A 24,108-nucleotide genomic window follows, 5' to 3' on the forward strand; every position below is an offset into this window, starting at 1 on the left:
GGCCGCGCGGGCGCGCGATCCGCACGCACGGCCCGTGCGCGGCGCCGCCGCGGCGGGCGCGATGCCGCGCGGGCTGGCCGGGCCGCCGTGTCCACTTCGTGCCTTCCGAGGGGACTCAGAACGTGTACTTCACCCCCGCCACGAGCCCCGCGCGGCCGAGGTTCCTGAACGACGGCGCCGGCCCCACGTAGTTCTTCGTGCTCGTGCCCACGGCCATGAGCGAGGCCGTCACGCCATGGCCGAGGTCCTTGCCGACGGTGACCGAATAGTCGGTGTAGGCGAACGCGCTGTTGTGATGCACGCTCTGGTGCCCGACGTGCGGCGTCACCGACCAGCCGTTGCCCAAGTCGAAGTTTCCGCTCAGCTCGAGGTAGCCGCTGCCAGAGCTGTCGGCGAAGCCGAAGAGGTTGCTCACCGCATGCGAATACTTGAGCGTGGCCGGACCCCAGGTGCCGGCCACGTAGAGTTCCTGCGTGTCGGCGCTCGGGTGGAGGTCGTTGCCCGGGTAGGTGTAGGTGAGCACGCCCACGTCCATGCCCACCGGGCCCGCTTCGAACTTGTAGCCGCCGTAGACGTCCACCTCGACGTCGTCGCTGCCGCCCGCGTCCTTGATCCACTTGATGGTGGACGCCCACGCGCCCGCATAGAACCCGCTCTTGTGCGTAAAGTCCACGCCACCTTGCAACGCGGGTTGCAGCCGAGTCTGCGAGATGCCGCGATAGCGGTAGTCGGTGACGGCGCCGATGTTCCACGCGAGCGTGTAATCGGGCTCCGGCTTGGCAGTCTGGGCGCACGCGGCGCCTGCCGCGAGGGTCACGGCCGCTGCAATCAGGAAGTTTCTGGGGGTCATCGTTGGTTCTCCGTCGAAAAGAGGCATTTGGATCAGTGAATGAGAGGATCGTGGGCCACGACCCGCCCGAACTCCCCGCTCGGCACGCACGCCAGCAGGACGCGCATGAGTTCGGCCTGGGCCTGCGGCGGGAAGTCGATCACGAGGCGCACAGCCTTGCGTGAACATTGCGGCACGCAGCTGCGGATCGCGCAGCCCGAAACGGCGGGCAACGCGCGCCGCACGCGGGCGGCATCTCCGTCCGGCACGGTGAAACACATGGCGCGTGGATCTTGGCGGTTCATGGCGTGGCTCGCGATGTCGGACATGTCGCTGAAGATAGGCTTTGCTGCGTATCGTTGTCGTCGAAAGAGACGAGCCCGCCGCAAAGATTGCGTCAATGCTGCCCAGGCGGCGCAACGTTGCTCTGGCGGGGGCGGGGGCGTCGCTTCGCGCGTCGCGCCTCGCTCCAGGAGACGTACAGGCCCGCGAACACCATCGGCAGCAGCAGCACGAGAAAGGCGAGCAGCGCGCCCGCCCAGTCATCGCTCATTGCCGGGCAGCGGGCATCGCGTCCAGGTCGAGGTTCAGCCCGAGCACGTTCACGCGCGGCTCGCCGATGAAGCCGAACCAGGGCGTCTCGACACGACGCTCCACGAGCGCGGCCACCTGCTCGGGCGACAGCCCGCGCGCCTTCGCGACACGCGCCACCTGATAGCGCGCGGCCGCGGGCGTGATGTGCGGATCGAGCCCGCTCGCGGATGCCGTGACGAGGTCCACCGGGATCTTCGCCTTGTTGTCGGGGTCCGCCGCGCGCAAGGCCTCGATGCGTCCCTTCACCGCGTCGATGAGCGCCGGATTGAGCGGACCCTGGTTGGAGCCGCTCGACGCCGTGCCGTTGTAGGGTTGCGGACCCGTCGCCGAGGGCCGCCCCCAGAAGTGCTTCGGATCGGCGAAGTTCTGCCCGATCACTTCCGAGCCGACCGCCTTGCCATCCTTCATGACCAGGCTGCCATTGGCCTGGTGGGGGAACACGGCCTGCGACACGCCCGTGACGACGAGGGGATACACGACGCCCACGAGGACGGTGAGCACGGCGAGCACGGCGAGCGCCGGCCGGACGATCGATTCGCGCGATGCCTCGCGGCTCGCGTACGCCGCGAGTTCGGGGCGCAGAGTGGATTCCTTGGTGTCCATGTCAAATTCCTTCAGGCCATGCCGATGCCGGCCAGCACCATGTCGATGAGCTTGATGCCGATGAACGGGATCACGATGCCGCCCACGCCGTAGATCGCGAGGTTGCGGCGCAGCAGCGCCGCGGCGCCGATGGGCCGGTAGCGCACGCCCTGCAGCGCGAGCGGGATCAGGAACACGATGACGAGCGCGTTGAAGATCACCGCCGAGAGCACGGCCGACTGCGGGCTTGCGAGCCGCATGATGTTGAGCGCATCGAGCTGCGGGAACGTCGTGATGAAGATCGCGGGGATGATCGCGAAGTACTTCGCCACGTCGTTGGCGATCGAGAACGTCGTGAGCGAGCCGCGCGTCATGAGAAGCGCCTTGCCCGTCTCCACCACTTCGAGCAGCTTGGTCGGGTCGGAGTCGAGATCGACCATGTTGCCCGCTTCCTTGGCTGCCTGCGTGCCGCTGTTCATCACCACCGCGACGTCGGCCTGCGCGAGCGCGGGCGCGTCGTTGGTGCCGTCGCCCGTCATCGCCACGAGCCGGCCTTCGGACTGGTATTCGCGGATCAGCTTGAGCTTCTGCTCGGGCGTCGCCTCGGCGAGGAAGTCGTCCACGCCCGACTCGGCCGCGATGGCGGCCGCCGTGAGCTTGTTGTCGCCGGTGATCATGATGGTCTTGATCCCCATGCGGCGCAGCTCGGCGAAGCGGTCCTTGATGCCGGTCTTCACGATGTCCTTCAGCTCGATCACGCCCAGCACCACCGCGCCTTCGCACACCACGAGCGGCGTGCTGCCGCGCCGCGCCACGTCCTCCGAGGCGCGAGTCACTTCCGAAGGAACGCTGCCGCCTTGCGCTTCCACGTACTTGCGGATCGCGTCGACCGCGCCCTTGCGCAGGCGCAGCTCTTCGCCGCCCGGCTGCGGCACGTCGGCGCCGCTCATGCGGTCCTGCGCGGAAAACGGAATGAACCGCGTGCCCTCGACCGTGCGGTCGTCCACGCGCATGCGCTTGGCGAAGTCGCAGATGCTGCGGCCCTCCGGCGTCTCGTCGGCGCTCGAAGCAAGCAGCGCGGCGCGGGCGAGACGCGCCTCGGTCACGCCCTTGGCGGGGATGAAGGCCGAGGCCTGCCGGTTGCCGTGCGTGATCGTGCCGGTCTTGTCCAGCAGGAGGACGTCGACGTCGCCGGCGGCTTCCACCGCGCGGCCCGAAGTGGCGATCACGTTGGCCCCCATCATGCGGCTCATGCCCGCGACGCCGACGGCCGAGAGCAGCCCGCCGATGGTCGTGGGGATCAGGCACACGAGAAGCGAGATGAGCGCCGTGAGCGTGACCACCTTGCCCGCGCCCGCCGCCTCGACGCTGAAGATCGAATACGGCAGCAGCGTCGCGCAGACCACGAGGAACACGATGGTGAGCGCGATGAGCAGGATGTTCAGCGCGATCTCGTTGGGTGTGCGCTGGCGCTTCGCGCCTTCCACCATGCCGATCATGCGGTCGAGGAACGACTCGCCGGGGTTGGCGGTCACGCGCACGACGATCCAGTCCGAGAGCACTCGCGTGCCGCCCGTGACGGCGGAGAAGTCGCCGCCCGATTCGCGCACGACGGGTGCGGATTCGCCCGTGATCGCGCTTTCGTCCACGGAGGCCACGCCCTCGATCACCTCGCCGTCGGCCGGAATGAAGTCGTTGGCCTCGACGAGCACGACGTCGTCGCGCTTCAGGTCTTCGCTCTTGCACGGCAGCCACGAGCGGCCGTGGAAGCTCGCGCCTTCGGCGCGCGGGTGCTCGTACTTCTTGCCCCACACGCTCTTGCGCATGCCGCGCAGCGACGCGGCCTGCGCCTTGCTGCGGCCTTCGGCGAGCGCCTCGGCGAAGTTCGCGAAGAGCACGGTGAACCACAGCCACACGGCGATGCCGACGATGAAGCCGGCCGGCGCCTCGCCCTGGCCCCGCAGCGCGGGGATCGCGAGGAGGGTCGTGACGATGCTGCCGATGAAGACGACGAACATCACCGGATTGCGCCACTGCACCTTCGGGTGCAGCTTGACGAAGGCCTGCGCGATCGCGGGCTTCAGCAGCACCGGATCGAAGAGGCGCAGTTGTCTTTCCTTGCGTGTCATGACGAGGTCCTCCCTTACTTCCAGAGCACGAGGTGCTCGACGATCGGCCCGAGGGCGAGCGCCGGCACGAAATTGAGCAGTCCGACCAGCACGACGGTGCCGATCAGGAGCGTCACGAAGAGCGGGCCGTGCGTGGGCATCGTCCCCGCCGTCACGGGCAGGCGTTTCTTGGCCGCGAGCGCGCCGGCGATGGCGAGCACGGGCACGATCACGCCGAAGCGGCCGAGCCAGACCGCGAGGCCCAGCATCGTGTTGTAGAACGGCGTGTTGGCCGAGAGGCCCGCGAACGCGCTGCCGTTGTTGTTGGCCGCGGAGCTGAAGGCGTACAGGATCTCCGAGAAGCCGTGCGCGCCGGGGTTGGCGACGCCCGCCTTGCCGTCCGCCGCGATCACGGCGATGGCGGTGCCCACCAGCACCACGAGCGGCGTCGCGAGGATCGCGACCGAGGTGAGCTTCATCTCGTAGCTTTCGATCTTCTTGCCCATGTACTCGGGCGTGCGGCCGATCATGAGCCCCGCGATGAAGACCGCGAGGATGGCGAAGACGAGCATGCCGTACAGGCCGCTGCCGACGCCGCCGAACACCACTTCGCCCAGCTGGATCAGCACGAGCGGCACCATGCCGCCGAGCGGCGTGTAGGAGTCGTGCATGCTGTTCACGGCGCCGCACGAGGCGGCCGTGGTGATGGCCGCGAAGAGTCCGGATGCGTTGATGCCGTAGCGGACTTCCTTGCCTTCCATGTTGCCGCCGGACTGCGCGGCGCTCGCGGTCGTGTCCACGCCGAGCGCCGCGACCTGCGGGTTGCCCGCCTGCTCGGCCGGGATCACGACCAGCACCATCGCCACGAAGATGACGGTCATCGCCGCGAGCACGGCCCAGCCCTGGCGGATGTCGCCGACGCCGCGCCCGAAGGTGAAGCACAGGCCGGCCGGAATGATGAAGATCGCAAGGATCTGCACGAGGTTGGACCACTCGTTCGGGTTCTCGTACGGATGCGCGGAGTTGGCGTTGAAGATGCCGCCGCCGTTGGTGCCGACCATCTTGATGCCTTCCTGCGAGGCGACGGGGCCCATGGGCAGCGTCTGCGTGGGCGTCTTCACGTCCTCCATCACGGGGTTGCCCTTGGCGTCCTTCACCGGCTGGCCGTCGGGGCCGGTCTTCGGCTGCTGGTAGTTCGTCGCTTCGAGCGTCGTCACGTCCTGGTAGGCCGCGAAATTCTGGATGCCGCCTTGCGACACATTGAACACCGCGATGACGAAGGCAAGCGGCAGCAGCAACCATGAGGTGATGCGCACGAGGTCGGCCCAGACATTGCCGATGCCCGACGCCGAGCGCAACGCGAAGCCGCGGATCAGCGCGAACGCGACGGCGATGCCCGTGGCCGCCGAGAAGAAGTTCTGGCCGGCGAGACCCACCATCTGCGTCAGGTAGCTCATGGTGGATTCGCCGCTGTAGCCCTGCCAGTTGGTGTTGGTGACGAAGCTGAGCGCCGTGTTGAACGACGAATCGGGCGAGACGGCGCCCATCTTCGCGGGGTTGAGCGGCAGCCACTGTTGCACTCGCTGCAGGCCGTAGACGAGCACCGCTCCGAACGCATTGAAGGCGAGCAGCCCGAAGGTGTAGTGCAGCCAGTGCTGCGTGCGGTCCGGGTCGGTGCCGCACAGACGGTAGAGAGGCGCTTCGAGCTTGCGCATCCACGCCGGGTGGCGGCCTTCCATGACAACCGCCATCCACCGGCCGACCGGCCAGGCGAGGACGAGAAGCAGCACGAGAAACAGGCCCAGCAGGGCCCATGCGGAGCCGGTCATGTCAGAACTCCTCCGCGCGAATGAGCGCGTAGACGAGATAGGCGAGCAAGAGGAGCGCGCAGAAGCCCGCGAAGCCGTAGAGGGCGGCAGCGGAAATCATGGCCGCTCTCCCTTCCTGGGTTCGAGCTTGTGCAGGCCCTTCGCGAGCAGGGCCATGAGGCCCCAGAGTCCTGCGCCAAGCAGGATGAAGATGAAGTCCATGTGTTCCTCCGTTCCTGGAATCGGCCAAGTCTTGCGATTCGGCCGTAAAGACGGGGAAGAGAGGTTGATGAGGCGCATATGCAAACCATAAAAATCGGGGCTGCGCCCCCTCACCCCAGCCCTCTCCCCCGGAGGGGAGAGGGAGAAATGCACGGCTCGGTGACAATCCGCATTCCCGCACCACCGCCGAAACACGTGTCGACCGCATCGCACCCCGCCACCGCCGACGAACACCCCTCCTTCCGCGGCGCCATCGCCCTCGCCGCGCTCGGCGTGGTCTACGGCGACATCGGCACCTCTCCGCTCTACGCCTTTCGCGAATGCCTGAACCCCGAGCACGGCGTGCCCTTCGCACCCGAATCGGTACTGGGCATCCTGTCGCTCATCTTCTGGGCGCTCATGCTGGTGGTGACGATCAAGTACGTCGTGTTCGTCCTGCGCGCGGACCACGACGGCGAAGGCGGGATCATGGCCTTGCAGGCGCTCGCCCGGCATGCCGTGCAGGCCAGCCGCCACGCGCCGGCGCTGCTGCCGCTCGTGGGCGCGATGGGGCTCGTCGGCACCGCCATGTTCTACGGCGACAGCATCATCACGCCCGCGATCTCGGTGCTCTCCGCGGTGGAAGGCCTGCACGTCGCGACGCCCGTGTTCGATCCGTACGTGATCCCGCTCACGCTCGTGATCCTCATCGGCCTCTTCGTCGTGCAGAAGCTCGGCACGGGCAAGGTCGGCGCGGTGTTCGGGCCGGTCATGGTGATCTGGTTCGCGATCCTCGCGGTGCTGGGCATCACGCACATCGCCGCGCAGCCGCACGTGCTCCTCGCGCTGTCGCCCACCTGGGCCGCGAAGTTCCTGCTCGCGCATCCCGCGCAGTCCCTGGCCGTCCTCGGCTCGGTGTTCCTCGCGGTCACCGGAGGCGAAGCGCTCTATGCCGACATGGGCCACTTCGGCGCGCGCGCGATCCGGCAGGCGTGGTTCTTCGTCGCCCTGCCCGCGCTCGTGCTCAACTACTTCGGCCAGGGCGCGCTCGTGCTCTCCGACCCGTCCGCGATCGACAACCCCTTCTTCCGCCTGCTGCCTTCATGGGGCGTCGTGCCCATGGTGGCGCTCGCCTCCGTGGCCACGGTGATCGCGTCGCAGGCCGTGATCTCCGGCGCGTTCTCGCTCACCGCGCAGGCGATGCGCATGGGCTACCTGCCGCGTCTCACCATCGTGCAGACCTCGGGCGCCGCCATCGGACAGATCTACATGCCCGCGGTGAACTGGCTCCTCGCGGCCGGCGTGGTGGCGCTCGTCCTCGGGTTCCGCAGTTCGAGCGCGCTGTCGTCGGCCTACGGCATCGCGGTGTCGGTGACGATGGTGACGACGACTTTCCTCGCCGCGCTCGTGGCGCTGCGTCTGTGGGGCTGGAACGCGGCGGCCGTGCTCGCGGGCTCGACGGTCTTCATGGCGATCGATTCGCTCTTCATGGTGGCCAACAGCCTGAAGATCGCCGACGGCGGGTGGCTGCCGCTCGCCGTGGCGGCCGTCGTGATGTTCGTCTTCACCACCTGGTCGAAGGGCCGCACGCTGGTGCATGAACTCGCGGCGTCCGATCGAATCGAGCTCGCGCCCTTCGTCGAGTCGCTCGTGCAGGACCCGCCGCATCGCGCGCGCGGCACGGCCGTGTTCCTCACGTCCGACCCCGACTACGTGCCGCACGCACTGCTGCACAACCTGAAGCACAACCAGGTGATCCACCAGCGCGTGATCGTCCTGCGCGTGGAAGGCACCGATTCGCCGCGCGTGCACGCGGGCGAGCGCATCGCGGCCGAGGACCTGGGCCACGGCTTCTGGAAAGTGACCGCGCGGCACGGCTTCATGGAAACGCCGGACGTGCCGGAGCTCATGAAGATCCTCTCGTACCAGCGCGCGATCCCGATCGAATCGATGAGCACTTCGTATTTCACCTCGCGCGAGACGGTCGCCACCGGCCACCTGAAGCGCATGACGCGCGCGCGCCAGGCGGTCTTCGTGTGGCTGCACCGCAATTCGAGCCGCTCTTCCGACTACTTCGGGCTGCCGCCCAATCGCGTCGTGGAGTTCGGGCGCAGGCCGACATGAAGCCCGTGCGCCCCGCCCGCGTCGGCATCTCGATCAAGATCGAGCCGGACCCGGGCGTTCGCATCTTCAGCAACGGCCTGAACCAGAACCTCCTCTTCTTCGCGCAACTGCTCGCCGCGAGCCCGGCCGTCGCGAGCGTCGTCCTGCTCCAGCGCGGCACAGCTGGCAGGCTCCCGCTGGACTTCGCGCTGCCGGGCCTCGATCTTGCACTCGTGAAGCCGCAGGATGCGACCGGCGACCTCGACATCGTGTTCGAGTTCGGCGCGAGCCTGTCGCCCGAATGGGCACGCCATGTGCGCGCGCTCGGCGCGAAGATCGTTGCCTTCGCCGTCGGCCACGACTACGCGGACCAGCTCGAAAGCGCGATCCACGGGACGCAAAGCGGCCGGGTCTTCACCGGCACGCCCTGGCACGAGGTGTGGATGCTGCCCCACCACATTCACGCGAGCGGCGCCTTGATGCGCACCGTCTCGCGTGTGCCGGTGCGGGCGGTGCCGCACATCTGGTCGGACGCGTTCCTTCAGCCGCAGATCGCCGAGCAGGCCGCGAAGGGACACGAGTTCGGCTTTCGCCCGCATGGCGATGCGCGCCGTCCCTGGCGCGCCGGCATCTTCGAACCCAACCTCTCGCCCATCAAGCACTGCTTCATCCCGATGCTCGCGTGCGACGCCGCCTACCGCGCGTGCCCGGACATGCTGGAGGCCGTGCTCGTCGCGAACGCGATGCACGTGAAGGACAACGCGACGTTCGCCGCTTTCACAGCCGGCCTGGACCTCGCGCGCGACGACAGGCTCGCGTTCGCGCCGCGCGTGTCGCTCATCGAAGCCCTGGCGCGCAACCGGATCGAGGCGGTCGTCACGCACCAGTGGGAGTGCGAGCTCAACTATCTCTACTACGACGTGCTGCACGGCGGCTACCCGCTCGTGCACAACTCCGGCTTCCTGCTGCGGGCCGGCGTCGGCCTGCATTACCCCGGGTTCGAGGCATGCGAGGCGGCATCGCGGCTTCTCGCGGCCTGGCACGCGGAGCCGGGCTTCTGGGCCGACTACCGCGCGCATGCACGCGCCTGGCTTGCGCAGATGCATCCGACTCGCGAGGAGAACGTGCGTACCTTCACACGCGAGATCGAGCGACTCATGGAAGACGGCGATGGCGATGCCTGAGCGGCGGCTGCGCGTGGGAGTGTCGCTGCGCACGCGCGCGGATGGAGCGCCCGCGTGGGACGACAGCGTCGCGAGGACGAGCGCATTCGTTGCGCAGCTGCTGAACGGATCCCCCGCCGTCGCCGAGGCCATGCTCGTGGCCAATGGCGGGAGCGAAGATTCGCAAGGCCACGTTGCAAGTGGCTTCGTCGCAAGAGACGGCGTCGCCAGCGGCATCGGCGTCCGGATCGTGGGTCCGGACGAAGCGCAGCAAACGCTGGACGTCGCCATCGAGCCGGGCGTGCATCCTTCGCACGATTGGGCGCGGGCCGTGCGCTCACGCGGCGGACGTATCGTGAACATGCGCGTGGCAAATGCCTGCATCGCCGCCATCGAGCATGCCACGTTCGGCAAGCCGCAAGACGACTCGGCGTACGTCGGCGCGGGGACCTGCGACGCCGTGTGGACCGTTGCGCAGCACGAGCGCGCGTCCCGCGACTATCTCTCGCTCACCCTGCGCGCGCCGGTGCTGAGCGTGCCAGCGCTGTGGACGCCCTTCTTCGCCGATCGCGGCTTCTCCAGCTTGCCGCCAGAACTCCAGCATGGCTACGCACCCGGCCATGCGCGCTGGCGAGCGTGGGTGCTGGAGACCAACGCGTCCGTCGAAAGCGCCTGTCTCCTGCCGGTGCTCGCCTGCGAGGAAGCGTACCGGCGGCAACCCGCTTTTCTCGATCGCGTGATGGTGCTGAACGCGCAGCGGATGCAGGAAAGCTTCGGCTTCCGGCACTTCTCGCGCAGCCTCGACATCGTGAATCGCGGGCTCATCACGTTCACGGGGCCGATCGCGACGGCCGAAGCCACGGCCAGCACGGGTGAATGCATCGTGTCCCACGCATGGGAGAGCGGGCCCTGCGAGTTCCATTACGAAGCGCTGAGCGGCGGCTATCCGCTCGTGCACAACGTGCCGCAGCTGAAGGGCTGCGGCTACGGCTACACCGACTTCGACTCGGACGCCGCCGGCCGCATCCTGCTCGAAGCGTTCGCGCGGCACGACGAGAACCTGCCCGCGTATTGCGAACGAGCCAGCGACTTCCTGCGCCGGCTCGACGTGGCCTATCCCGCCAACGTCGAAGCGTACACGCGCGCGGTGCTCGCGCTCTTCGAGCCCGCGGAGTTGCGCGGCACGCGATAGACTCGCGGGCTCGCATGCAGTCCCTTCTCGTCTCCGCGGGCGTCGTGGCCCTCGCCGAAATCGGCGACAAGACGCAACTTCTCGCTTTCATTCTCGCGGCACGCTTCAAGAAGCCGCTTCCCATCGTGCTGGGCATCTTCGCGGCCACGCTCGTGAATCATGGCCTCGCGGGCGCGCTGGGCGCCTGGATCACCGCTGCCGTGAATCCCGCCGTGCTGCGCTGGTTGCTCGGCCTGTCCTTCCTCGGCATGGCCGTGTGGACGATGATCCCCGACCGGATCGAAGAAGAAGAGGCGAAGGTCGCCTCGCGCTTCGGCGTGTTCGGCGCGACGGCCATCACGTTCTTCCTCGCGGAGATGGGCGACAAGACGCAGATCGCGACCGTGGCCATGGCCGCGCATTTCGGCGCGCCGCTCTCGGTGGTGGCGGGCACGACGCTCGGCATGCTGATCGCCGACGTGCCGGCCGTCTTCGTGGGCGACCGGCTCGCGGCGAAGATCCCGATGAAGCTCGTCCATTCGGTCGCGGCCGGGCTGTTCGCCGCGATGGGGGCGGCCACGCTGCTGGGCGCGGGGTCGCGGCTCGGGTTCTGAACGGCGCGCCCCGCGGCTCGACGGCCGCCCGGGCTAGACCCGATCAGCGCACATGCCGCCCGCGCGGCCACATCCGGGCGAACACCCCGTCGCGATCCACCACCAGGTGCCATAGCCCCGCGAGCGAATGCAGCGCGGCGAGGATCACAAGAGTCCACACGAGAATCTCGTGGAGGTGGAAGAAGCGCTGCGCGGTATCGTGATCGGGGCTCACCCATCGCGGCAGATGCATGCCGAAGAAGCCGATGCCGGACTTGCGGTAGCTCGCTCCGACGATGCCGGTGGCCGGCACGAGCACCATGCACGCATAGAGCAGCCACTGCACGATCTGCGACAGGCCGCGCTGCCAGTCGGGCAGCCCCGGCGGCAGCGGCGCGGGACGATGGAATGCGCGCCACACGACACGCAGGAGCACGAGCGCGGCCACGACAAGACCGACCGAGACGTGCAGGTCGATCCAGCGCCGCCCGCCCGGCTCATGCTCGACGGTCATCATCCACCAGCCGAGCGAGGCCATGAAGACGATGAGCGCGGCAAGCGCCCAGTGCAGGACGATGGCCGGCGTGCCGTAACGCCACAGGGCCGGGCTCACGGTGCGGAAACGATGAAGCGCCATGCACCCCAATTTGCCGGCGGCCATCCGGCGGGTCAATGCGACAGCCGCGCGCATCGGCGTAGGTCTGCTCCTCATCAATTCAAAGCCACGCGCGCGCGTCTCATGAATCATTTCTTCTGAAGACTTTTGGTTCTACATGCGGCACAATCGCGCCGATGAAAAATCCACCCGCCACGCAGCCCATCGCGTGGAAGGACGTCCCCGGGCCGCGCGGCTGGCCGCTCGTGGGCAACGCCTTCCAGATCGATCGCAAGCATCTTCACTTGCAGCTCGAGGAATGGGCTCGGCAATACGGGAGCGTGTTCGCGTTCTCGATCGGCAGGCGCCGCTTTCTCGTCATCACGAACCCCGAGGCCGCGGCCAAGGTGCTGCGCGCGCGGCCCGACGGCTTCGGCCGCCAGCGGCGTCTGGAACAGGTGGCGCGCGAGTTCGGCTTCGTCGGCCTCTTCACGGTGGGCGGCGAGACGTGGAAGCGCCACCGGCCGATGGTGATGGCGAGCTTCGATCCGGCCCACATCAAGGCGTTCTTTCCGACGCTCGTGACCGTGACCGAACGCCTGGCCGGCCGCTGGCGTGTTGCCTGCGCGAGCGGGCGGACGATCGACCTGCACGCAGACCTGATGCGCTTCACGGTGGACGTGACGGCGGCCATCACGTTCGGCGAAGACGTGAACACCATCGAAGCGGGCGAAGAAGCCATCCAGGCCCACATGGAATGCGTGCTGCCCGCGCTCGCGCGGCGCGTTCTTTCCCCGTTCGATCCGCCGCGGTGGTGGAAGACACGCGCCCAGCGCGAACTGCGCGGGCACATCGACGCCCTGCAGGCCGCGGTGCAGAGCTTCATCGCGAAGGCGCGCGACAGGATGGAAGCCGACCCCACGCTGCGCGAGCGCCCGCAGAACATGATCCAGGCCATGGTGGCGCGGCGCGACGCCACGACGGACGTGACGGACGAAGACATCTCGGGCAACGCGCTCATGATGCTGCTCGCCGCCAAGGACACGACGGCCAATACGCTCACGTGGCTCATGTGGATGCTGGCGCGCAATCCCACGGCCCGTGCGAGCGCGGTGCGTGAAGCGCGCGAGGTGCTCGCCGGCGCGGTGTGCCCGACCACCCCCGAACAGCTCGCGCGGCTGGACTGGATCGAGGCTTGCGCGAACGAGGCCATGCGGCTGAAGCCGGTGGTGCCGTCGATTTCCAATGAGGTGCTGCAGCCTTGCGTCGTCGAGGGCGTTCAGCTCGAGCCCGGCATGACCGTGCTGTGCCTGCTGCGTCCTGCCGCGGTGTCAGAAGCCAATTTCGCGGCGGCTCGGGAGTTCCGGCCCGAGCGGTGGCTCGCCGGCATCGGCGGCAGCCAGCAGGGGCTGAATTCCGCCAAGCGGGTGGCGATGCCCTTCGGCGCCGGCCCGCGCACTTGCCCCGGCCGCTACCTCGCGCTCAGCGAGATCAAGATGGCCGCGGCCATGCTGCTCGCGAATTTCGACATCGACTGGGTGGCCCCGCCCGGCGGCGGCGAGCCGGAGGAGGTCCTCGCGATCACGATGGCGCCCTCGGGGATGGAGATGCGAGTGAGGGCCGCGGCGAAGAATCCGGCGGAGCTCGCCGTGGTGGCGCAAGTCTGAGGCAGGTTGCCGTCTCGACGCCGTGCCTTCAGTTGTTTCGAATCCAGTTTTCGAGTACCAGACCCTCGACGAACTTGAAGTGGCGGGTGTTGTCGCTCACGAGCACCGCATCGAGGGCAAGCGCGTGGGCTGCGATCATCTCGTCGAAGTCGCCAATCGGTGTGCCGGCGCGGCGCAGCTTTGCGCGCAGCAGCCCATGCGCGTCCGCGGCGGCCTGGTCCCAAGCCGCCGTCGTCGTGGCCCGCAGAAAGGCCTCGACATACTGAGCCAGCTTTGTGGCTTCGGGCCTCAGCGCCACACCGTAGCGCAGTTCGGCGCGTGTAATGGCGGAAATGCACCACCTGGCCGGATCGAGCCGCAGCAGGCGCTCGTCGATGCCCGCGGTGCCGCGCAGCGCGGCACTCGCGGTGTTCGTGTCGAGCAAATAAAGAGGCTGTGTCATTCAGTTCGGCATGCGGGTCGCGTTCATTCGCGCCAACCCGCCAGCGGGTCGCGCGTTTCGGTGCCTTGCTGCCGATCCGAGAGGAAATCCGCGGGAAGCGGCCCGAGTTCAGTTCGAAGCGCCACGACATCCGCCCAGCTGACACGGGGTTCGGTCGACAGGATCACGTCGCCTGTGCGCGCATCGCGGCGCACATAGACGTAACCCGCGGCGAATCGGAATTCCGCAGGCAGGCAGACGGCCTGACTGCCGCCCGTGTTGAAGAGCCTGCCAGTCTTGGGAGTTGGAATTGGCATCGCACACCTCCGATATAGCTACTAGTATAGCTATATCGATGTCGCCCGCCAAGTCGCCTGTGTGTGGACCTCGGTGTGGACCCGCCGGGAGGCGAAGGCATTTCATCAATTCCATAATTCAACTATCATGGAATCATGGAAGAAGCAAAGGCAGTCCAGTCCCTCGCCGCGCTCGCGCAGGCGATGCGGCTTCGAATCTTTCGAGTGCTCGTGGTGGCCGGAGGCGAAGGACTCACGCCGTCGCGGCTCGCCGAGCAACTGGGCGTCGCGCCGCCCACGCTCTCGTTCCACCTGAAGGAGCTGCTCCACGCCGGCCTGGTGTCACAGGAACGCGATGGGCGCAACCTCATCTACCGCGCGGACTTCGAGCGCATGAACGATCTGCTCTCGTTCCTCACGGCCCACTGCTGCCAGGGCGCCGACTGCGGCGTGGGCCAGGCCGTTTGCAAGCCGAAGCGCACGGCCAAGACCGCGGCCTGAGCGGCCCGGCCCGATTCTGTCTGCCTCTTCCGCAACCCGAGCCCCGTCATGAACGACAAACCCCTGAACGTGCTCTTCCTGTGCACGCACAACTCCGCGCGCAGCATCCTCGCCGAAGCCATCCTCAACGACATCGGCCAAGGGCGCTTCAAGGCCTTCAGCGCGGGCAGTTCGCCGCGCGAGAATCAGAAGCCCCATCCGATGGCGCTGCGCGTGCTCCACGAAGCCCGCATCCCCGCCGAAGGCATCCGCAGCAAGAGCTGGGACGAGTTCGCGAGGCCCGGTGCGCCGCACATGGACCTCATCATCACCGTGTGCGACAACGCCGCCGGCGAGGTCTGCCCCGTGTGGCCGGGACACCCGGCGACGGCGCATTGGGGCTACGCCGATCCGTCGGAAGTCGAGGGCACGGAAGACGAGCGCCACGAAGCCTTTCGCCGGACGTTGCACGCCATCAAGCGCCGCCTGGACCTGCTCGTCAACCTGCCCGCCGAGCGGCTGCAGCAGATGGCGCTGGAGACGGCCGCGCGCGAACTCGCGCACAAGGGCTGAAGGGCGTGAGCGCGCTGCTCGACCGCGAGGGCGCCGGCGTTGCCACACGCAAGGACCCTGCATTGCCGACCATGAACGTCCGCCGCGCGCTGCTTTCCGAATTCGTCGGCACGGCGATGCTGCTGTGCGCCGTCATCGGCTCCGGCATCATGGCCGAGCGGCTGAGCGCGGGCAACGCGGGCGTCGCGCTGCTCGCGAACACGCTCGCCACCGTGTTCGCGCTCTACGTCCTCATCGAACTGCTCGGCCCGGCGAGCGGCGCGCACTTCAATCCGGTCGTGAGCACCGTAATGGCCTTCAAGGGCCGGTTCGGCGCGGACCGCCGCTTCTGGCTGCTCGTCCTCTTCGTCGCCGCGCAGCTCGCTGGGGCGTTGCTCGGCGCATGGCTCGCGAATGCGATGTTCGACCTTCCCGTCTGGCAGACGAGCAACAAGCTGCGCGCGAGCCCGGGCCAGTGGCTCGCGGAGGCGGTGGCTGCGGCGGGACTGATCTTCGTGGTGCTGCGCGCGCCCGCGGGCAAGGCGAGCACGCTGGTCGCGGCCTACATCGGCGCCGCCTACTGGTTCACGGCGAGCACTTCGTTCGCGAATCCGGCCGCCGTCATCGGGCGCATGTGCAGCGACAGCTTCGCGGGCATCGCGCCATCGAGCGCATTGGCCTTCATCACGGCGCAGTTCGTGGGCGGCAGCGCGGGTGCGTGGCTTTCGAATGCCTTAGGGGAACGATGAGCCGGACACGTCCCGACTGCCGGCAGGCCGAGCAGAACATGACGACGCTACCGTAGCACCCGCGCCTCGAGTGCGCTGCGCCTCGCGTCGCCTATCGCCCTGCCGGCCTCGCGCCCGGACAACCCTCGGGCCGCAGGCTCGGATCGAACGGACATTCGTTGATCTCGGCGGGCGTCATCCGCAAAAGCGTCGTGAGCCAGCACGCGCCCATCGCGACGACCCAGAAGAGAAAGAACGCCGCGGTGTAAGTCCCCTGGCGCGAAAGCGCGAGCGGATGGCCGCCCCACTCCAGCGCCTGCGGATCGACGAACGCGAACACGAGCAGTTCCAGCACGCACGCCGCGAGGAATGCGGGCCACGCGATCCACATCAGTTTCTGCGCGATGCCCATGGCAAACCTCTCATTCCCGAGCGGGCGTCGCCGCGTGATCGCGGCCCTGCTGCGCGGGCAGCATCGTCTTGTGCTCCGCGCGCAGGGTCTTGTTGATCTCGATGCCGCGGCGGTAGTAGTCGCCCGCCACCACGGGGTCGGGCGTGCGCAGCGCAAGGAAAAGCGTCGCGAAACCCGCGACCACCACCACGGCCGGGCCCGAGATCACCAGCCACACGTGGCCGTGCTTCCACCAGGGGAGCGTCTTCGCGTCGTTCGTCGTCGTCATCTTCATCTCCTTCATCGCGGCACCAGGAACACCGACTTCTCGCGCACGTGGCTCTCGCCCGTCTTCGTTCCCACATCGAAGTGGATCGGGTGCGAGCCCGGCGCGGCCAAGCCGTAGGGAATCTGCAGTCGCACGGCGACCCAGCGCGCTTCGGCGGGGCCGACATCGAATTCGGGTTCGGAGGCTACGGCCAGCCCTTCGAGCCCGCCCGCCTCGACGCGGTAGTGCTGCACCTCTTCGGTGGCGTTCATCACCTGCAGGCGATACACGTTTTCCAGCTTGCCGCCCGCGACGATGCGCGAAAGCGCGGCGCGGTCGCGCACCACATCCACCTTCAGCGGGGTGCGCAGCGCGAGGCTCGTAGCGAGTCCGGCCGTGAGTGCGACGAGCAGCGTCGCGTAAAGCAGCACGCGCGGCCTGAGCACGTGCCGCAGGATCTCGGCGCGCGACCAGTGCTGCTTCACCGCGTTTTGCGTCGTGAAGCGGATGAGTCCGCGCGGATAGGCCATCTTGTCCATGACGCCGTCGCACACGTCCACGCAGCCGCCGCAGCCGATGCATTCGTACTGCAAACCCTTGCGGATGTCGATGCCGGTCGGGCAGACCTGCACGCACAGGTCGCAATCGATGCACGAACCCAGGCCGAGCGCCGCGGGATCGGCCTTGCGCCCGCGCGAGCCGCGCGGCTCGCCGCGTTCGGTGTCGTAGCTCACGATGAGCGTGTCGCGGTCGAACATCGCGCTCTGGAAGCGCGCGTAGGGGCACATGTACTTGCACACCTGCTCGCGCATGAAGCCCGCGTTGCCGTACGTGGCGAATCCGTAGAAGAACACCCAGAACACTTCCCACGAGCCCATGCGCGTCTGCAGGAACTCGAGGCCGAGCGCCGTGATGGGCGTGAAGTAGCCGACGAAGGTGAAGCCGGTCCACATCGCGAAGCCGACCCAGAGCAGGTGCTTGAACCACTTTTTCACGAGCTTTTCGAGCGACATGGGCGCGCCGTCGAGCTTCATGCGCAGGTGGCGTTCGCCTTCGACCTTGCGCTCGATCCACAGGAAGATTTCGGTGTAGACCGTCTGCGGACAGGCGAAGCCGCACCACAGGCGCCCCGCGATCGCGGTGAAGAGAAAGAGCGACAGCGCGCTGATCACGAGCAGGCCCGTGAGATAGATGAAGTCCTGCGGGTACAGCACGTAGCCGAAGAGGTAGAAGCGCCGCGCGCCGAGGTCGAAGAGCACGGCCTGGCGACCACCCCACTGAATCCAGGGGAGGCCGTAGAAGATGATCTGCGTGAGGAAGACGAAGCCCCAGCGCCAGCGGGCGAAGAGGCCCTGGACGGAACGCGGGTAGATTTTCTTGTGTGCGGCGTACAGCGACTGGACCTCGTCCTCTTCCTCTTCCTCTTCCTGTTGCACGGGGACGATGGGGATGACATTCATGAACCCGATCGTGCCGCGTGGCGCGGGCTGCGGGCTTGATCCAGGTCACGGGCAACGGCATCTGAAGGCGAAGTGCCGGGCGGAATGGGTGTGCCTGCGTGGCATGGACACCAAATTGTCATCCCCGCGAAGGCGGGGATCCAGGGCTTCGAAGGCACTGGATCCCCGCTTTCGCGGGGATGACGAGGAGCCGTGCGGGAACGACGCGAAGCGGTGCGGGGATGACGAGGAGCCGTGCGGGAACGACGAGAAGCGGTGCGGGGATGACGAGGAGGGAAGCTTGAAGGCTCTACGGCTTACCCACCTGCGCCTTGTTCGAGAACCCCCACACATAGGCCGCCAGCACGCGAATCTGCGCGTCCGTCAGCTTGCCTTCCTGCGCGGGCATCTGATTCGTCTTGCCGTTGTTCACCATGTTGACGATCGCCTGCTCGCCGTAGCCGTGCAGCCAGATGTCGTCGGTGAGATTCGGCGCGCCGATCGCCTGATTGCCCTTGCCGTCGATGCCATGGCACGCGGCGCACGCGGTGAACTTCTCCTTGCCGAGCTGTGCGCGCACCGAATCGTGCGGCTGGTTCGAGAGACTCAGCACGTAGTGCGCCACGTTCTTCACGTCCTCCGCCTTGCCCACAGCCGCGGCCATCGGCGGCATCTGGCCGATGCGGCCCTTCGTGATCGTCTCGATGATCTTCTCGGGCGTGCCGCCGTGCAGCCAGTCGTTGTCGGCGAGGTTCGGGAATCCCTTGCTGCCGCGCGCATCCGAGCCGTGGCACTGCGCGCAGTTGTTCATGAAGAGGCGCTCGCCGATCGCCATCGCGGCCGGATCGCCCGCGAGTTCCTCCACCTTGCGCGCCGCGAACTGCGAATAAAGCGGCTCGAGCGCCTGGCGAGCCTTCGCGACTTCGGCGTCGTACTCGCCGCGCGTGCTCCACTTGAGCGACCCCTCGTAGCTGCCGAGCCCCGGATAGAACACGAGATAGCCCACCGAGAACACGATGGTGATGACGAAGAGCCACACCCACCAAAGCGGCAGTGGATTGTTCATCTCGGTCAGGTCCTCGTCCCAGACGTGGCCCGTCGTGTTGTCCTGCCGCGCGCTCACCTTCTTGCGCGCGGTGACCCACAGCAGCAGAAGGCAGCCCGCGATTCCGACCACCGTGATGGCCGACACGTAGAGGGACCAGAAGCCGGTCGTGAAGTCGCTCATGATGCGTTAGTCCTTCCTCAGTCCTGTTCGAACGGCAGCCGCGCGGCTTCCTCGAAGCGGCGCCCATGCGGCTTCAGGTACACCCAGGCCAGGATGCCGACGAAGGTGACGAACGAAAGCACGGTCGCGGCGATGCGCAATGTGGTGATGTCCATGAAGCGTTCTCCTCACTTCAGCAGCTTGCCGAGCGACTGCAGGTACGCGACGAGCGCGTCCATCTCCGTCTTGCCCTTCAGTTCCGCGGGCGCCTGGGCGATGTCCGCATCGGCGTACGGCACGCCGACGGTGCGCAGCGCCTTCATGTGCGCGGCGATCGTGTCCGCGTCGGCGGCGTTCTTCTCGAGCCACGTGTAGGCCGGCATGTTCGATTCCGGCACGACGTCGCGCGGGTTGTTCAGGTGGATGCGGTGCCACTCGTCGCTGTACTTGCCGCCCACGCGCGCGAGGTCCGGGCCGGTGCGCTTGCTGCCCCACTGGAACGGATGGTCGTACACGAATTCGCCGGCCACCGAATAGTGGCCGTAGCGCAGCGTCTCCGCGCGGAACGGGCGGATCATCTGCGAGTGGCAGTTGTAGCAGCCCTCGCGCTGGTAGATGTCCCGGCCGGCGAGCTGCAGCGCTGTGAGGGGCTTGAGCCCCTCGATGGGCTCGGTCGTCGACTTCTGGAAGAAGAGCGGCACGATCTCGACCAAGCCGCCGATGGCGACCACCACGAGAATCAGCACGATCATCAGGAAGTTGCTGGTCTCGACCTTCTCGTGCGAGAAGCCGGGCGCAGCGGGAGTGTGGGTATCGCTCATGATTCGCTTTCTCTGCTCACGCAGGCTGCGCCGCGACGGGGATCGCCACGCGCGCCGACTGTCCGCGCGCGACCGTCATCCAGGTGTTCCACGCCATGATCAGCATGCCGCACAGGTAGAGGAGTCCGCCGATCAGCCGGATCAGGTAGAAGGGCCACGTGGCCTTCACGCCTTCGACGAAGGTGTAGGTGAGCGTGCCGTCCGGATTCACCTCGCGCCACATCAGGCCCTGCATCACGCCCGCGATCCACATCGCGGCGATGTACAGCACGATGCCGACGGTCGAGATCCAGAAGTGCAGCTCGATCGCCTTCACCGAATACATCTTCTTCTGCCCGAATAGCCGCGGGATCAGGAAGTAGAGCGACCCCATCGACACGAGCCCCACCCAGCCGAGCGCGCCGGAGTGCACGTGGCCGATCGTCCAGTCGGTGTAGTGCGACAGCGAATTCACCGTCTTGATGGACATCATCGGCCCCTCGAACGTGCTCATGCCGTAGAACGAGAGCGAGACGATGAGAAAGCGCAGCACCGGGTCGTCGCGCAGCTTGTGCCAGGCACCCGAGAGCGTCATGATGCCGTTGATCATCCCGCCCCAGCTGGGTGCGAGCAGGATCAGGGAAAAGAGCATGCCGAGCGACTGCGTCCAGTCCGGCAGCGCCGTGTAGTGCAGATGATGCGGGCCCGCCCACATGTACGTGAAGATGAGCGCCCAGAAGTGGACGATGGAAAGCCGGTACGAATAGACTGGCCGCTCGGCCTGCTTCGGGATGAAGTAGTACATCATCCCGAGGAAGCCCGCGGTGAGGAAGAAGCCCACGGCGTTGTGCCCGTACCACCACTGCACCATCGCGTCCTGCACGCCCGCGTAGGCGGAGTAGGACTTCATCCAGCCCGCCGGCACCTCGGCGCTGTTCACGACGTGCAGCAGGGCCACGGCGATGATGAAGGCACCGTAGAACCAGTTGGCCACGTAGATGTGGCGCACCTTGCGCAGGCCGATGGTGCCGAAGAAGACGACCGCGTAGGCGACCCACACGAGCGTGATGAGGATGTCGATCGGCCACTCGAGCTCGGCGTATTCCTTGGAGGTCGTGTAGCCGAGCGGCAGCGTGATGGCCGCGGCGAGGATGACGGCCTGCCAGCCCCAGAACGTGAAGGCCGCGAGCTTCGGCAGAAAGAGGCCGACCTGGCAGGTCCGCTGCACGACGTAGTAGCTCGTCGCGAAGAGCGCCGAGCCGCCGAAGGCGAAGATCACCGCGTTGGTGTGCAGCGGGCGCAGCCTGCCGTACGAAAGCCAGGGGATGCCGAAATTGAGCTCGGGCCACGTGAGCTGGGCTGCGATGAACACGCCGACGAGCATGCCCACCACACCCCAGAGCACCGCCGCCAGCGAGAACTGCCTGACGACGGTGTCGTCGTAGGCAGTGGGAGCGTTCAGTCCGTTCATGGAGCACCTTGTTGGGAGGTGCCCCAGTGTCCCCGTCACGAGCAGGGTCTGCGTTGACGAAAGTCAATCCGAGTGGAGGATGCGCTCGCCTTCGGCTTCGAGCGAGTCGAACTGGCCACGCCACACCGCCCAGCCGAGCGCGCCGAGGATGGCGAGCGCGAGGGCGACGGAAAGAGGGATGAGGAGAAAGAGGATGTCCATGCAATTCACCGGATGAGGGCAAGGCGCGCGGAGTTCGCGACGACCACGAGCGAGCTCGCTGCCATGCCCAGCCCCGCGAGCCATGGCGGCAGATAACCCATGATCGCGAGGGGCACGCATATTGCGTTGTAGCCTGCGGCCCACAGCAGGTTCTGACGCACGACGCTGCGCGTGCGCATCGACTGCTTCAACACGAGCGCGACGCGATCGAGCTGGCCGCCGAGAATCACGACATCCGATTGCGCCTGTGCGACGGGCACGCCCTGGCCCATCGCGATCGAGAGGTCGGCACGCGCGAGCACGGGCCCGTCGTTCATGCCGTCGCCCACCATGGCGACGCGATGGCCTTGCGACTGGAGTGTGGCGATGTGCGCGAGCTTGGCTTCGGGCGTCTGGACGGCGAGCGCGTGCTCGATGCCGGCGCGCCAGGCGAGGCGCTCGGCAGGCGCTGCGCGATCGCCGGAAAGCATCTCCACGCGACGGCCCATGCGTGTGAGCTCGCCGATGCTTGCGCGCGCATCGGGCTTGAGGGATTCGTCGAGGTCGAAGGTGGCGAGCCAGCCTTGGTCGTCGAAGAGGTGGGTTTGGGTGGGGGGGGAAAAGTCACTGGATTCCCGCGTACGCGGGAATGACGGGTGGAGGGGCGTACGCGCGGATGACGGATGGAGGGGCGTGCGTGGGGATGACGGGTGGAGGGGCGGGCGCGGGGATGACGGGTCCTGCCACGCGCCCAGGCGCAGCCGCCGCGGCAGCCAGCCGCTGTCGCCGCGGACTTCGCCTTCGACGCCCACGCCCGGCGTCTGCGTCACGTTCACCGCATTCCATCCCACCTCGCCGGCCGCGTTCGCGATCGCGCGCGAGGCGGGATGCAGCGAATGCTGCGCGAGCGCCGCCGCCATCCGCAACGCCTCGTCCGGTGCGACGCCTTCGCGCGTTCGCACACCGGTGAGCACCATGCGGTCCTGCGTGAGCGTGCCGGTCTTGTCGAAGACGATGGTGTCCACGTTCGCACCGTCTTCGAGCGCCTCGAGCCTGCGCACGAGCACGCCTCGCCGCGCCAGCGCCCCGGCCGATGCGAGCGCGGCGGCCGGCGTCGCGAGCGACAGCGCGCAAGGGCACGTCACGATCAGCACCGCGATCGCGACACCGATCGCCACGCCGGGCCCGTGCGGCCACCACCACCCCGCGGCCGCAACCGCCGCGAGCATCACCGCCCCGAGGAACGGCCGCGCCGCGCGGTCGGCAAGCTGCGCGATGCGCGGCTTGTCGGTGGAGGCGCGCTCCATCAGCGCCACGATTTCGCCGAAGCGCGTATCGGGTCCCGTTCGCTCCACTTCAACCAGAAGCGTCGCCGACAGGTTGTGGCTGCCCGCGACGACCGCCTCGCCTCGCGAACGCATCACGGGATTCGATTCGCCGGTGAGTAGCGCTTCATCCACGCGGCTCGCGCCCTCCAGCACGCGGCCGTCGGCCGGCACGACTTCGCCCGCGCGGATGCGGATGCGGTCGCCGGCTCGCAGCCGCCGCACGGGAACGCTTTCGAAGCGACTCTCACCGGATGCATCGGCCTCGCCCACGGCCCGCTCCACGGTCGCGGGCAACGCGCGCATGAGCGCCTGCAGCGCCCCGGCCGTCTTTTCGCGCAGCCGCTCGCCGAGCAACCGTCCCGAGAGCAGGAAGAAGACGAACATCGTGACCGAGTCGTACCAGACGTCGCGGCCGAGCGGCCCCTGCGGATCGAACGTGGATGCCGAGCTCGCGGCGAAAGCGATTGCGAGGCCGAGCGACACCGGCACGTCCATGCCGATGGTTCCGTTGCGCACGTCGCGCCAGGCCGATGCGAAGAAGGGCTTCGCCGAAAACAGCAGCACCGGCAAGGTGAGGATCCACGAGGCCCAGCGCAGGAGCGCCGACGCGTCGTCCGTCATCTCGCCGGGCCCGGCGAGGTACGCCGGCACCGTGTACATCATCACCTGCATCATGCAAAAGCCCGCGACGAGCCAGCGCCAGAGCAGCATGCGGCGCGCGAGCCGGCGCGGCGCCTCCGCGATCTGGTCGCCCGCGGGAACGGCGTCGTAGCCCGCTTTGCGCAGTGCGGCGAGCCACGCCGACGGCTTCGCGCGCCCGGGTGTCCACACGACGCGCGCCGTCGCCGTGCTTCCGTTCACCTGCACGCTCTCCACGCCCGGCGTCTTCATCAAGGCTTCTTCCACCGCGAGCGAGCATGCGGGGCAATACATGCCGCCGATGGCGAGGTAGGACTCCCAGCGCTGCGCGCCCTCGCGCGCAAGGGGCCGGCTGAACGCCTCCCATTCCGCGGGGTCGTCGATGGCGAACGTGCCGAGCGCAGCTTCCATGGTTCGCCATGCTGCGCGCGCCCACGGCAAGCCCCGTTGACGTGGATCAACGAGGCGAGCGTCGCGCGCGCTTGACCTAACGC

Annotated in this window: 27 protein-coding genes; 8 read left to right on the forward strand and 19 right to left on the reverse strand. The window is 67.7% G+C overall.

Annotated elements, in window-relative coordinates; all coding sequences use genetic code 11:
• Positions 1-115: 115 nt before the first annotated feature.
• The 7 genes from VHA82_RS06225 to VHA82_RS06255 form a co-directional block, all read right to left on the reverse strand.
• The gene (locus VHA82_RS06225; RefSeq protein WP_325541323.1) at positions 116-850 is read right to left on the reverse strand and encodes a TorF family putative porin; all 735 of its coding nucleotides are present in this window, start codon (positions 848-850) and stop codon (positions 116-118) included.
• Positions 851-882: 32 nt separating this feature from the next.
• Positions 883-1,158 (reverse strand): hypothetical protein, encoded by a 276-nt coding sequence (locus VHA82_RS06230; RefSeq protein ID WP_325541325.1) that lies wholly within the window; start codon positions 1,156-1,158, stop codon positions 883-885.
• A gap of 68 nt (positions 1,159-1,226) precedes the next feature.
• Complete coding sequence (locus VHA82_RS06235) at positions 1,227-1,382, reverse strand: hypothetical protein (RefSeq protein WP_325541327.1); 156 nt, start codon at positions 1,380-1,382, stop codon at positions 1,227-1,229.
• Positions 1,379-2,026 (reverse strand): potassium-transporting ATPase subunit KdpC, encoded by a 648-nt coding sequence (gene kdpC / locus VHA82_RS06240; RefSeq protein ID WP_325541329.1) that lies wholly within the window; start codon positions 2,024-2,026, stop codon positions 1,379-1,381. The genes VHA82_RS06235 and kdpC overlap by 4 nt, the downstream gene beginning before the upstream one ends.
• Positions 2,027-2,037: 11 nt before the next feature.
• Positions 2,038-4,134 (reverse strand): potassium-transporting ATPase subunit KdpB, encoded by a 2,097-nt coding sequence (gene kdpB, locus VHA82_RS06245; protein ID WP_325541331.1) that lies wholly within the window; start codon positions 4,132-4,134, stop codon positions 2,038-2,040.
• Between the two features lie 14 nt (positions 4,135-4,148).
• Positions 4,149-5,942: a potassium-transporting ATPase subunit KdpA gene (gene kdpA / locus VHA82_RS06250; RefSeq protein ID WP_325541333.1), complete on the reverse strand. Its 1,794-nt coding sequence runs from the start codon at positions 5,940-5,942 to the stop codon at positions 4,149-4,151.
• 1 nt (position 5,943) lies between these two features.
• Positions 5,944-6,042: a potassium-transporting ATPase subunit F gene (locus VHA82_RS06255; RefSeq protein WP_325541335.1), complete on the reverse strand. Its 99-nt coding sequence runs from the start codon at positions 6,040-6,042 to the stop codon at positions 5,944-5,946.
• A gap of 248 nt (positions 6,043-6,290) precedes the next feature.
• Between VHA82_RS06255 and VHA82_RS06260 the strand changes: the two genes are divergently transcribed.
• The 4 genes from VHA82_RS06260 to VHA82_RS06275 are packed head-to-tail and all read left to right on the forward strand — an operon-like array spanning position 6,291 to position 11,173.
• On the forward strand, positions 6,291-8,246 hold the full coding sequence (locus tag VHA82_RS06260) for a potassium transporter Kup (protein WP_325541337.1): 1,956 nt from the start codon (positions 6,291-6,293) through the stop codon (positions 8,244-8,246).
• Positions 8,243-9,409: a DUF2827 family protein gene (locus VHA82_RS06265; protein ID WP_325541339.1), complete on the forward strand. Its 1,167-nt coding sequence runs from the start codon at positions 8,243-8,245 to the stop codon at positions 9,407-9,409. Before VHA82_RS06260 ends, VHA82_RS06265 begins: the two co-directional genes overlap by 4 nt.
• On the forward strand, positions 9,396-10,580 hold the full coding sequence (locus VHA82_RS06270) for a DUF2827 family protein (protein WP_325541341.1): 1,185 nt from the start codon (positions 9,396-9,398) through the stop codon (positions 10,578-10,580). The genes VHA82_RS06265 and VHA82_RS06270 overlap by 14 nt, the downstream gene beginning before the upstream one ends.
• A 14-nt stretch (positions 10,581-10,594) precedes the next feature.
• Positions 10,595-11,173: a TMEM165/GDT1 family protein gene (locus VHA82_RS06275; protein ID WP_325541343.1), complete on the forward strand. Its 579-nt coding sequence runs from the start codon at positions 10,595-10,597 to the stop codon at positions 11,171-11,173.
• A 43-nt stretch (positions 11,174-11,216) separates the two neighbouring features.
• Here the strand turns inward: VHA82_RS06275 and VHA82_RS06280 are convergent, their stop codons facing one another.
• Positions 11,217-11,765: a cytochrome b gene (locus VHA82_RS06280; RefSeq protein ID WP_325541345.1), complete on the reverse strand. Its 549-nt coding sequence runs from the start codon at positions 11,763-11,765 to the stop codon at positions 11,217-11,219.
• A gap of 179 nt (positions 11,766-11,944) precedes the next feature.
• Here VHA82_RS06280 and VHA82_RS06285 point away from each other — a divergent pair, with 179 nt between their 5' ends.
• Positions 11,945-13,414, forward strand: a complete 1,470-nt coding sequence (locus VHA82_RS06285) for a cytochrome P450 (protein ID WP_325541347.1) — start codon at positions 11,945-11,947, stop codon at positions 13,412-13,414.
• A 28-nt stretch (positions 13,415-13,442) separates the two neighbouring features.
• On the opposite strand, the gene VHA82_RS06290 is transcribed toward VHA82_RS06285, so the two are convergent.
• On the reverse strand, positions 13,443-13,838 hold the full coding sequence (locus tag VHA82_RS06290) for a PIN domain-containing protein (protein WP_325541349.1): 396 nt from the start codon (positions 13,836-13,838) through the stop codon (positions 13,443-13,445).
• 41 nt (positions 13,839-13,879) lie between these two features.
• Complete coding sequence (locus VHA82_RS06295; protein ID WP_325541351.1) at positions 13,880-14,152, reverse strand: AbrB/MazE/SpoVT family DNA-binding domain-containing protein; 273 nt, start codon at positions 14,150-14,152, stop codon at positions 13,880-13,882.
• Positions 14,153-14,287: 135 nt separating this feature from the next.
• Between VHA82_RS06295 and VHA82_RS06300 the strand changes: the two genes are divergently transcribed.
• From VHA82_RS06300 to VHA82_RS06310, 3 genes are all read left to right on the forward strand, one after another.
• Positions 14,288-14,632, forward strand: coding sequence for a metalloregulator ArsR/SmtB family transcription factor (locus tag VHA82_RS06300; RefSeq protein WP_325541353.1), 345 nt, complete (start codon positions 14,288-14,290; stop codon positions 14,630-14,632).
• Between the two features lie 48 nt (positions 14,633-14,680).
• Positions 14,681-15,184: an arsenate reductase ArsC gene (locus tag VHA82_RS06305; protein ID WP_325541355.1), complete on the forward strand. Its 504-nt coding sequence runs from the start codon at positions 14,681-14,683 to the stop codon at positions 15,182-15,184.
• A 71-nt stretch (positions 15,185-15,255) separates the two neighbouring features.
• Positions 15,256-15,912 (forward strand): MIP/aquaporin family protein, encoded by a 657-nt coding sequence (locus VHA82_RS06310; protein WP_325541754.1) that lies wholly within the window; start codon positions 15,256-15,258, stop codon positions 15,910-15,912.
• A 91-nt stretch (positions 15,913-16,003) separates the two neighbouring features.
• On the opposite strand, the gene VHA82_RS06315 is transcribed toward VHA82_RS06310, so the two are convergent.
• From VHA82_RS06315 to VHA82_RS06355, 9 genes are all read right to left on the reverse strand, one after another.
• On the reverse strand, positions 16,004-16,303 hold the full coding sequence (locus tag VHA82_RS06315) for a hypothetical protein (protein WP_325541357.1): 300 nt from the start codon (positions 16,301-16,303) through the stop codon (positions 16,004-16,006).
• A gap of 10 nt (positions 16,304-16,313) precedes the next feature.
• On the reverse strand, positions 16,314-16,571 hold the full coding sequence (locus VHA82_RS06320; protein ID WP_325541359.1) for a FixH family protein: 258 nt from the start codon (positions 16,569-16,571) through the stop codon (positions 16,314-16,316).
• Between the two features lie 11 nt (positions 16,572-16,582).
• Positions 16,583-18,010 carry a cytochrome c oxidase accessory protein CcoG gene (gene ccoG / locus VHA82_RS06325; RefSeq protein ID WP_325541361.1) on the reverse strand — a complete coding sequence of 476 codons (1,428 nt, stop codon included), beginning with the start codon at positions 18,008-18,010 and terminating at the stop codon, positions 16,583-16,585.
• Between the two features lie 289 nt (positions 18,011-18,299).
• Positions 18,300-19,217: a cytochrome-c oxidase, cbb3-type subunit III gene (gene ccoP / locus VHA82_RS06330; protein ID WP_325541363.1), complete on the reverse strand. Its 918-nt coding sequence runs from the start codon at positions 19,215-19,217 to the stop codon at positions 18,300-18,302.
• A 17-nt stretch (positions 19,218-19,234) separates the two neighbouring features.
• Entirely contained in the window at positions 19,235-19,372 is a 138-nt protein-coding gene (locus VHA82_RS06335; RefSeq protein ID WP_325541365.1) for a cbb3-type cytochrome c oxidase subunit 3, read from the reverse strand.
• Positions 19,373-19,384: 12 nt separating this feature from the next.
• Entirely contained in the window at positions 19,385-20,017 is a 633-nt protein-coding gene (gene ccoO, locus VHA82_RS06340) for a cytochrome-c oxidase, cbb3-type subunit II (protein WP_325541367.1), read from the reverse strand.
• A gap of 16 nt (positions 20,018-20,033) precedes the next feature.
• A complete protein-coding gene (gene ccoN, locus VHA82_RS06345) occupies positions 20,034-21,467 on the reverse strand; it encodes a cytochrome-c oxidase, cbb3-type subunit I (protein ID WP_325541369.1) in 1,434 nt (477 codons plus the stop codon).
• 63 nt (positions 21,468-21,530) lie between these two features.
• Positions 21,531-21,668: a cbb3-type cytochrome oxidase assembly protein CcoS gene (gene ccoS, locus VHA82_RS06350; RefSeq protein WP_325541371.1), complete on the reverse strand. Its 138-nt coding sequence runs from the start codon at positions 21,666-21,668 to the stop codon at positions 21,531-21,533.
• Between the two features lie 5 nt (positions 21,669-21,673).
• On the reverse strand, positions 21,674-24,025 hold the full coding sequence (locus VHA82_RS06355; protein WP_325541373.1) for a cation-translocating P-type ATPase: 2,352 nt from the start codon (positions 24,023-24,025) through the stop codon (positions 21,674-21,676).
• Positions 24,026-24,108: the final 83 nt, after the last annotated feature.

The organism is Ramlibacter sp. (genome assembly GCF_035548915.1).
Taxonomy (GTDB): Bacteria; Pseudomonadota; Gammaproteobacteria; order Burkholderiales; family Burkholderiaceae_C; genus Ramlibacter.

Excerpts from the sequence above, each read along its gene's own strand:
- VHA82_RS06225 (WP_325541323.1), bottom strand. The coding sequence starts at position 850 with ATGACCCCCAGAAACTTCCTGATTGCAGCGGCCGTGACCCTCGCGGCA.
- VHA82_RS06230 (WP_325541325.1), bottom strand. The coding sequence starts at position 1,158 with ATGTCCGACATCGCGAGCCACGCCATGAACCGCCAAGATCCACGCGCC.
- VHA82_RS06235 (WP_325541327.1), bottom strand. The coding sequence starts at position 1,382 with ATGAGCGATGACTGGGCGGGCGCGCTGCTCGCCTTTCTCGTGCTGCTG.
- kdpC (WP_325541329.1), bottom strand. The coding sequence starts at position 2,026 with ATGGACACCAAGGAATCCACTCTGCGCCCCGAACTCGCGGCGTACGCG.
- kdpB (WP_325541331.1), bottom strand. The coding sequence starts at position 4,134 with ATGACACGCAAGGAAAGACAACTGCGCCTCTTCGATCCGGTGCTGCTG.
- kdpA (WP_325541333.1), bottom strand. The coding sequence starts at position 5,942 with ATGACCGGCTCCGCATGGGCCCTGCTGGGCCTGTTTCTCGTGCTGCTT.
- VHA82_RS06255 (WP_325541335.1), bottom strand. The coding sequence starts at position 6,042 with ATGATTTCCGCTGCCGCCCTCTACGGCTTCGCGGGCTTCTGCGCGCTC.
- VHA82_RS06260 (WP_325541337.1), top strand. The coding sequence starts at position 6,291 with ATGCACGGCTCGGTGACAATCCGCATTCCCGCACCACCGCCGAAACAC.
- VHA82_RS06265 (WP_325541339.1), top strand. The coding sequence starts at position 8,243 with ATGAAGCCCGTGCGCCCCGCCCGCGTCGGCATCTCGATCAAGATCGAG.
- VHA82_RS06270 (WP_325541341.1), top strand. The coding sequence starts at position 9,396 with ATGGCGATGCCTGAGCGGCGGCTGCGCGTGGGAGTGTCGCTGCGCACG.
- VHA82_RS06275 (WP_325541343.1), top strand. The coding sequence starts at position 10,595 with ATGCAGTCCCTTCTCGTCTCCGCGGGCGTCGTGGCCCTCGCCGAAATC.
- VHA82_RS06285 (WP_325541347.1), top strand. The coding sequence starts at position 11,945 with ATGAAAAATCCACCCGCCACGCAGCCCATCGCGTGGAAGGACGTCCCC.
- VHA82_RS06295 (WP_325541351.1), bottom strand. The coding sequence starts at position 14,152 with ATGCCAATTCCAACTCCCAAGACTGGCAGGCTCTTCAACACGGGCGGC.
- VHA82_RS06300 (WP_325541353.1), top strand. The coding sequence starts at position 14,288 with ATGGAAGAAGCAAAGGCAGTCCAGTCCCTCGCCGCGCTCGCGCAGGCG.
- VHA82_RS06305 (WP_325541355.1), top strand. The coding sequence starts at position 14,681 with ATGAACGACAAACCCCTGAACGTGCTCTTCCTGTGCACGCACAACTCC.
- VHA82_RS06310 (WP_325541754.1), top strand. The coding sequence starts at position 15,256 with ATGAACGTCCGCCGCGCGCTGCTTTCCGAATTCGTCGGCACGGCGATG.
- VHA82_RS06315 (WP_325541357.1), bottom strand. The coding sequence starts at position 16,303 with ATGGGCATCGCGCAGAAACTGATGTGGATCGCGTGGCCCGCATTCCTC.
- VHA82_RS06320 (WP_325541359.1), bottom strand. The coding sequence starts at position 16,571 with ATGACGACGACGAACGACGCGAAGACGCTCCCCTGGTGGAAGCACGGC.
- ccoG (WP_325541361.1), bottom strand. The coding sequence starts at position 18,010 with ATGAATGTCATCCCCATCGTCCCCGTGCAACAGGAAGAGGAAGAGGAA.
- ccoP (WP_325541363.1), bottom strand. The coding sequence starts at position 19,217 with ATGAGCGACTTCACGACCGGCTTCTGGTCCCTCTACGTGTCGGCCATC.
- VHA82_RS06335 (WP_325541365.1), bottom strand. The coding sequence starts at position 19,372 with ATGGACATCACCACATTGCGCATCGCCGCGACCGTGCTTTCGTTCGTC.
- ccoO (WP_325541367.1), bottom strand. The coding sequence starts at position 20,017 with ATGAGCGATACCCACACTCCCGCTGCGCCCGGCTTCTCGCACGAGAAG.
- ccoN (WP_325541369.1), bottom strand. The coding sequence starts at position 21,467 with ATGAACGGACTGAACGCTCCCACTGCCTACGACGACACCGTCGTCAGG.
- ccoS (WP_325541371.1), bottom strand. The coding sequence starts at position 21,668 with ATGGACATCCTCTTTCTCCTCATCCCTCTTTCCGTCGCCCTCGCGCTC.
- VHA82_RS06355 (WP_325541373.1), bottom strand. The coding sequence starts at position 24,025 with ATGGAAGCTGCGCTCGGCACGTTCGCCATCGACGACCCCGCGGAATGG.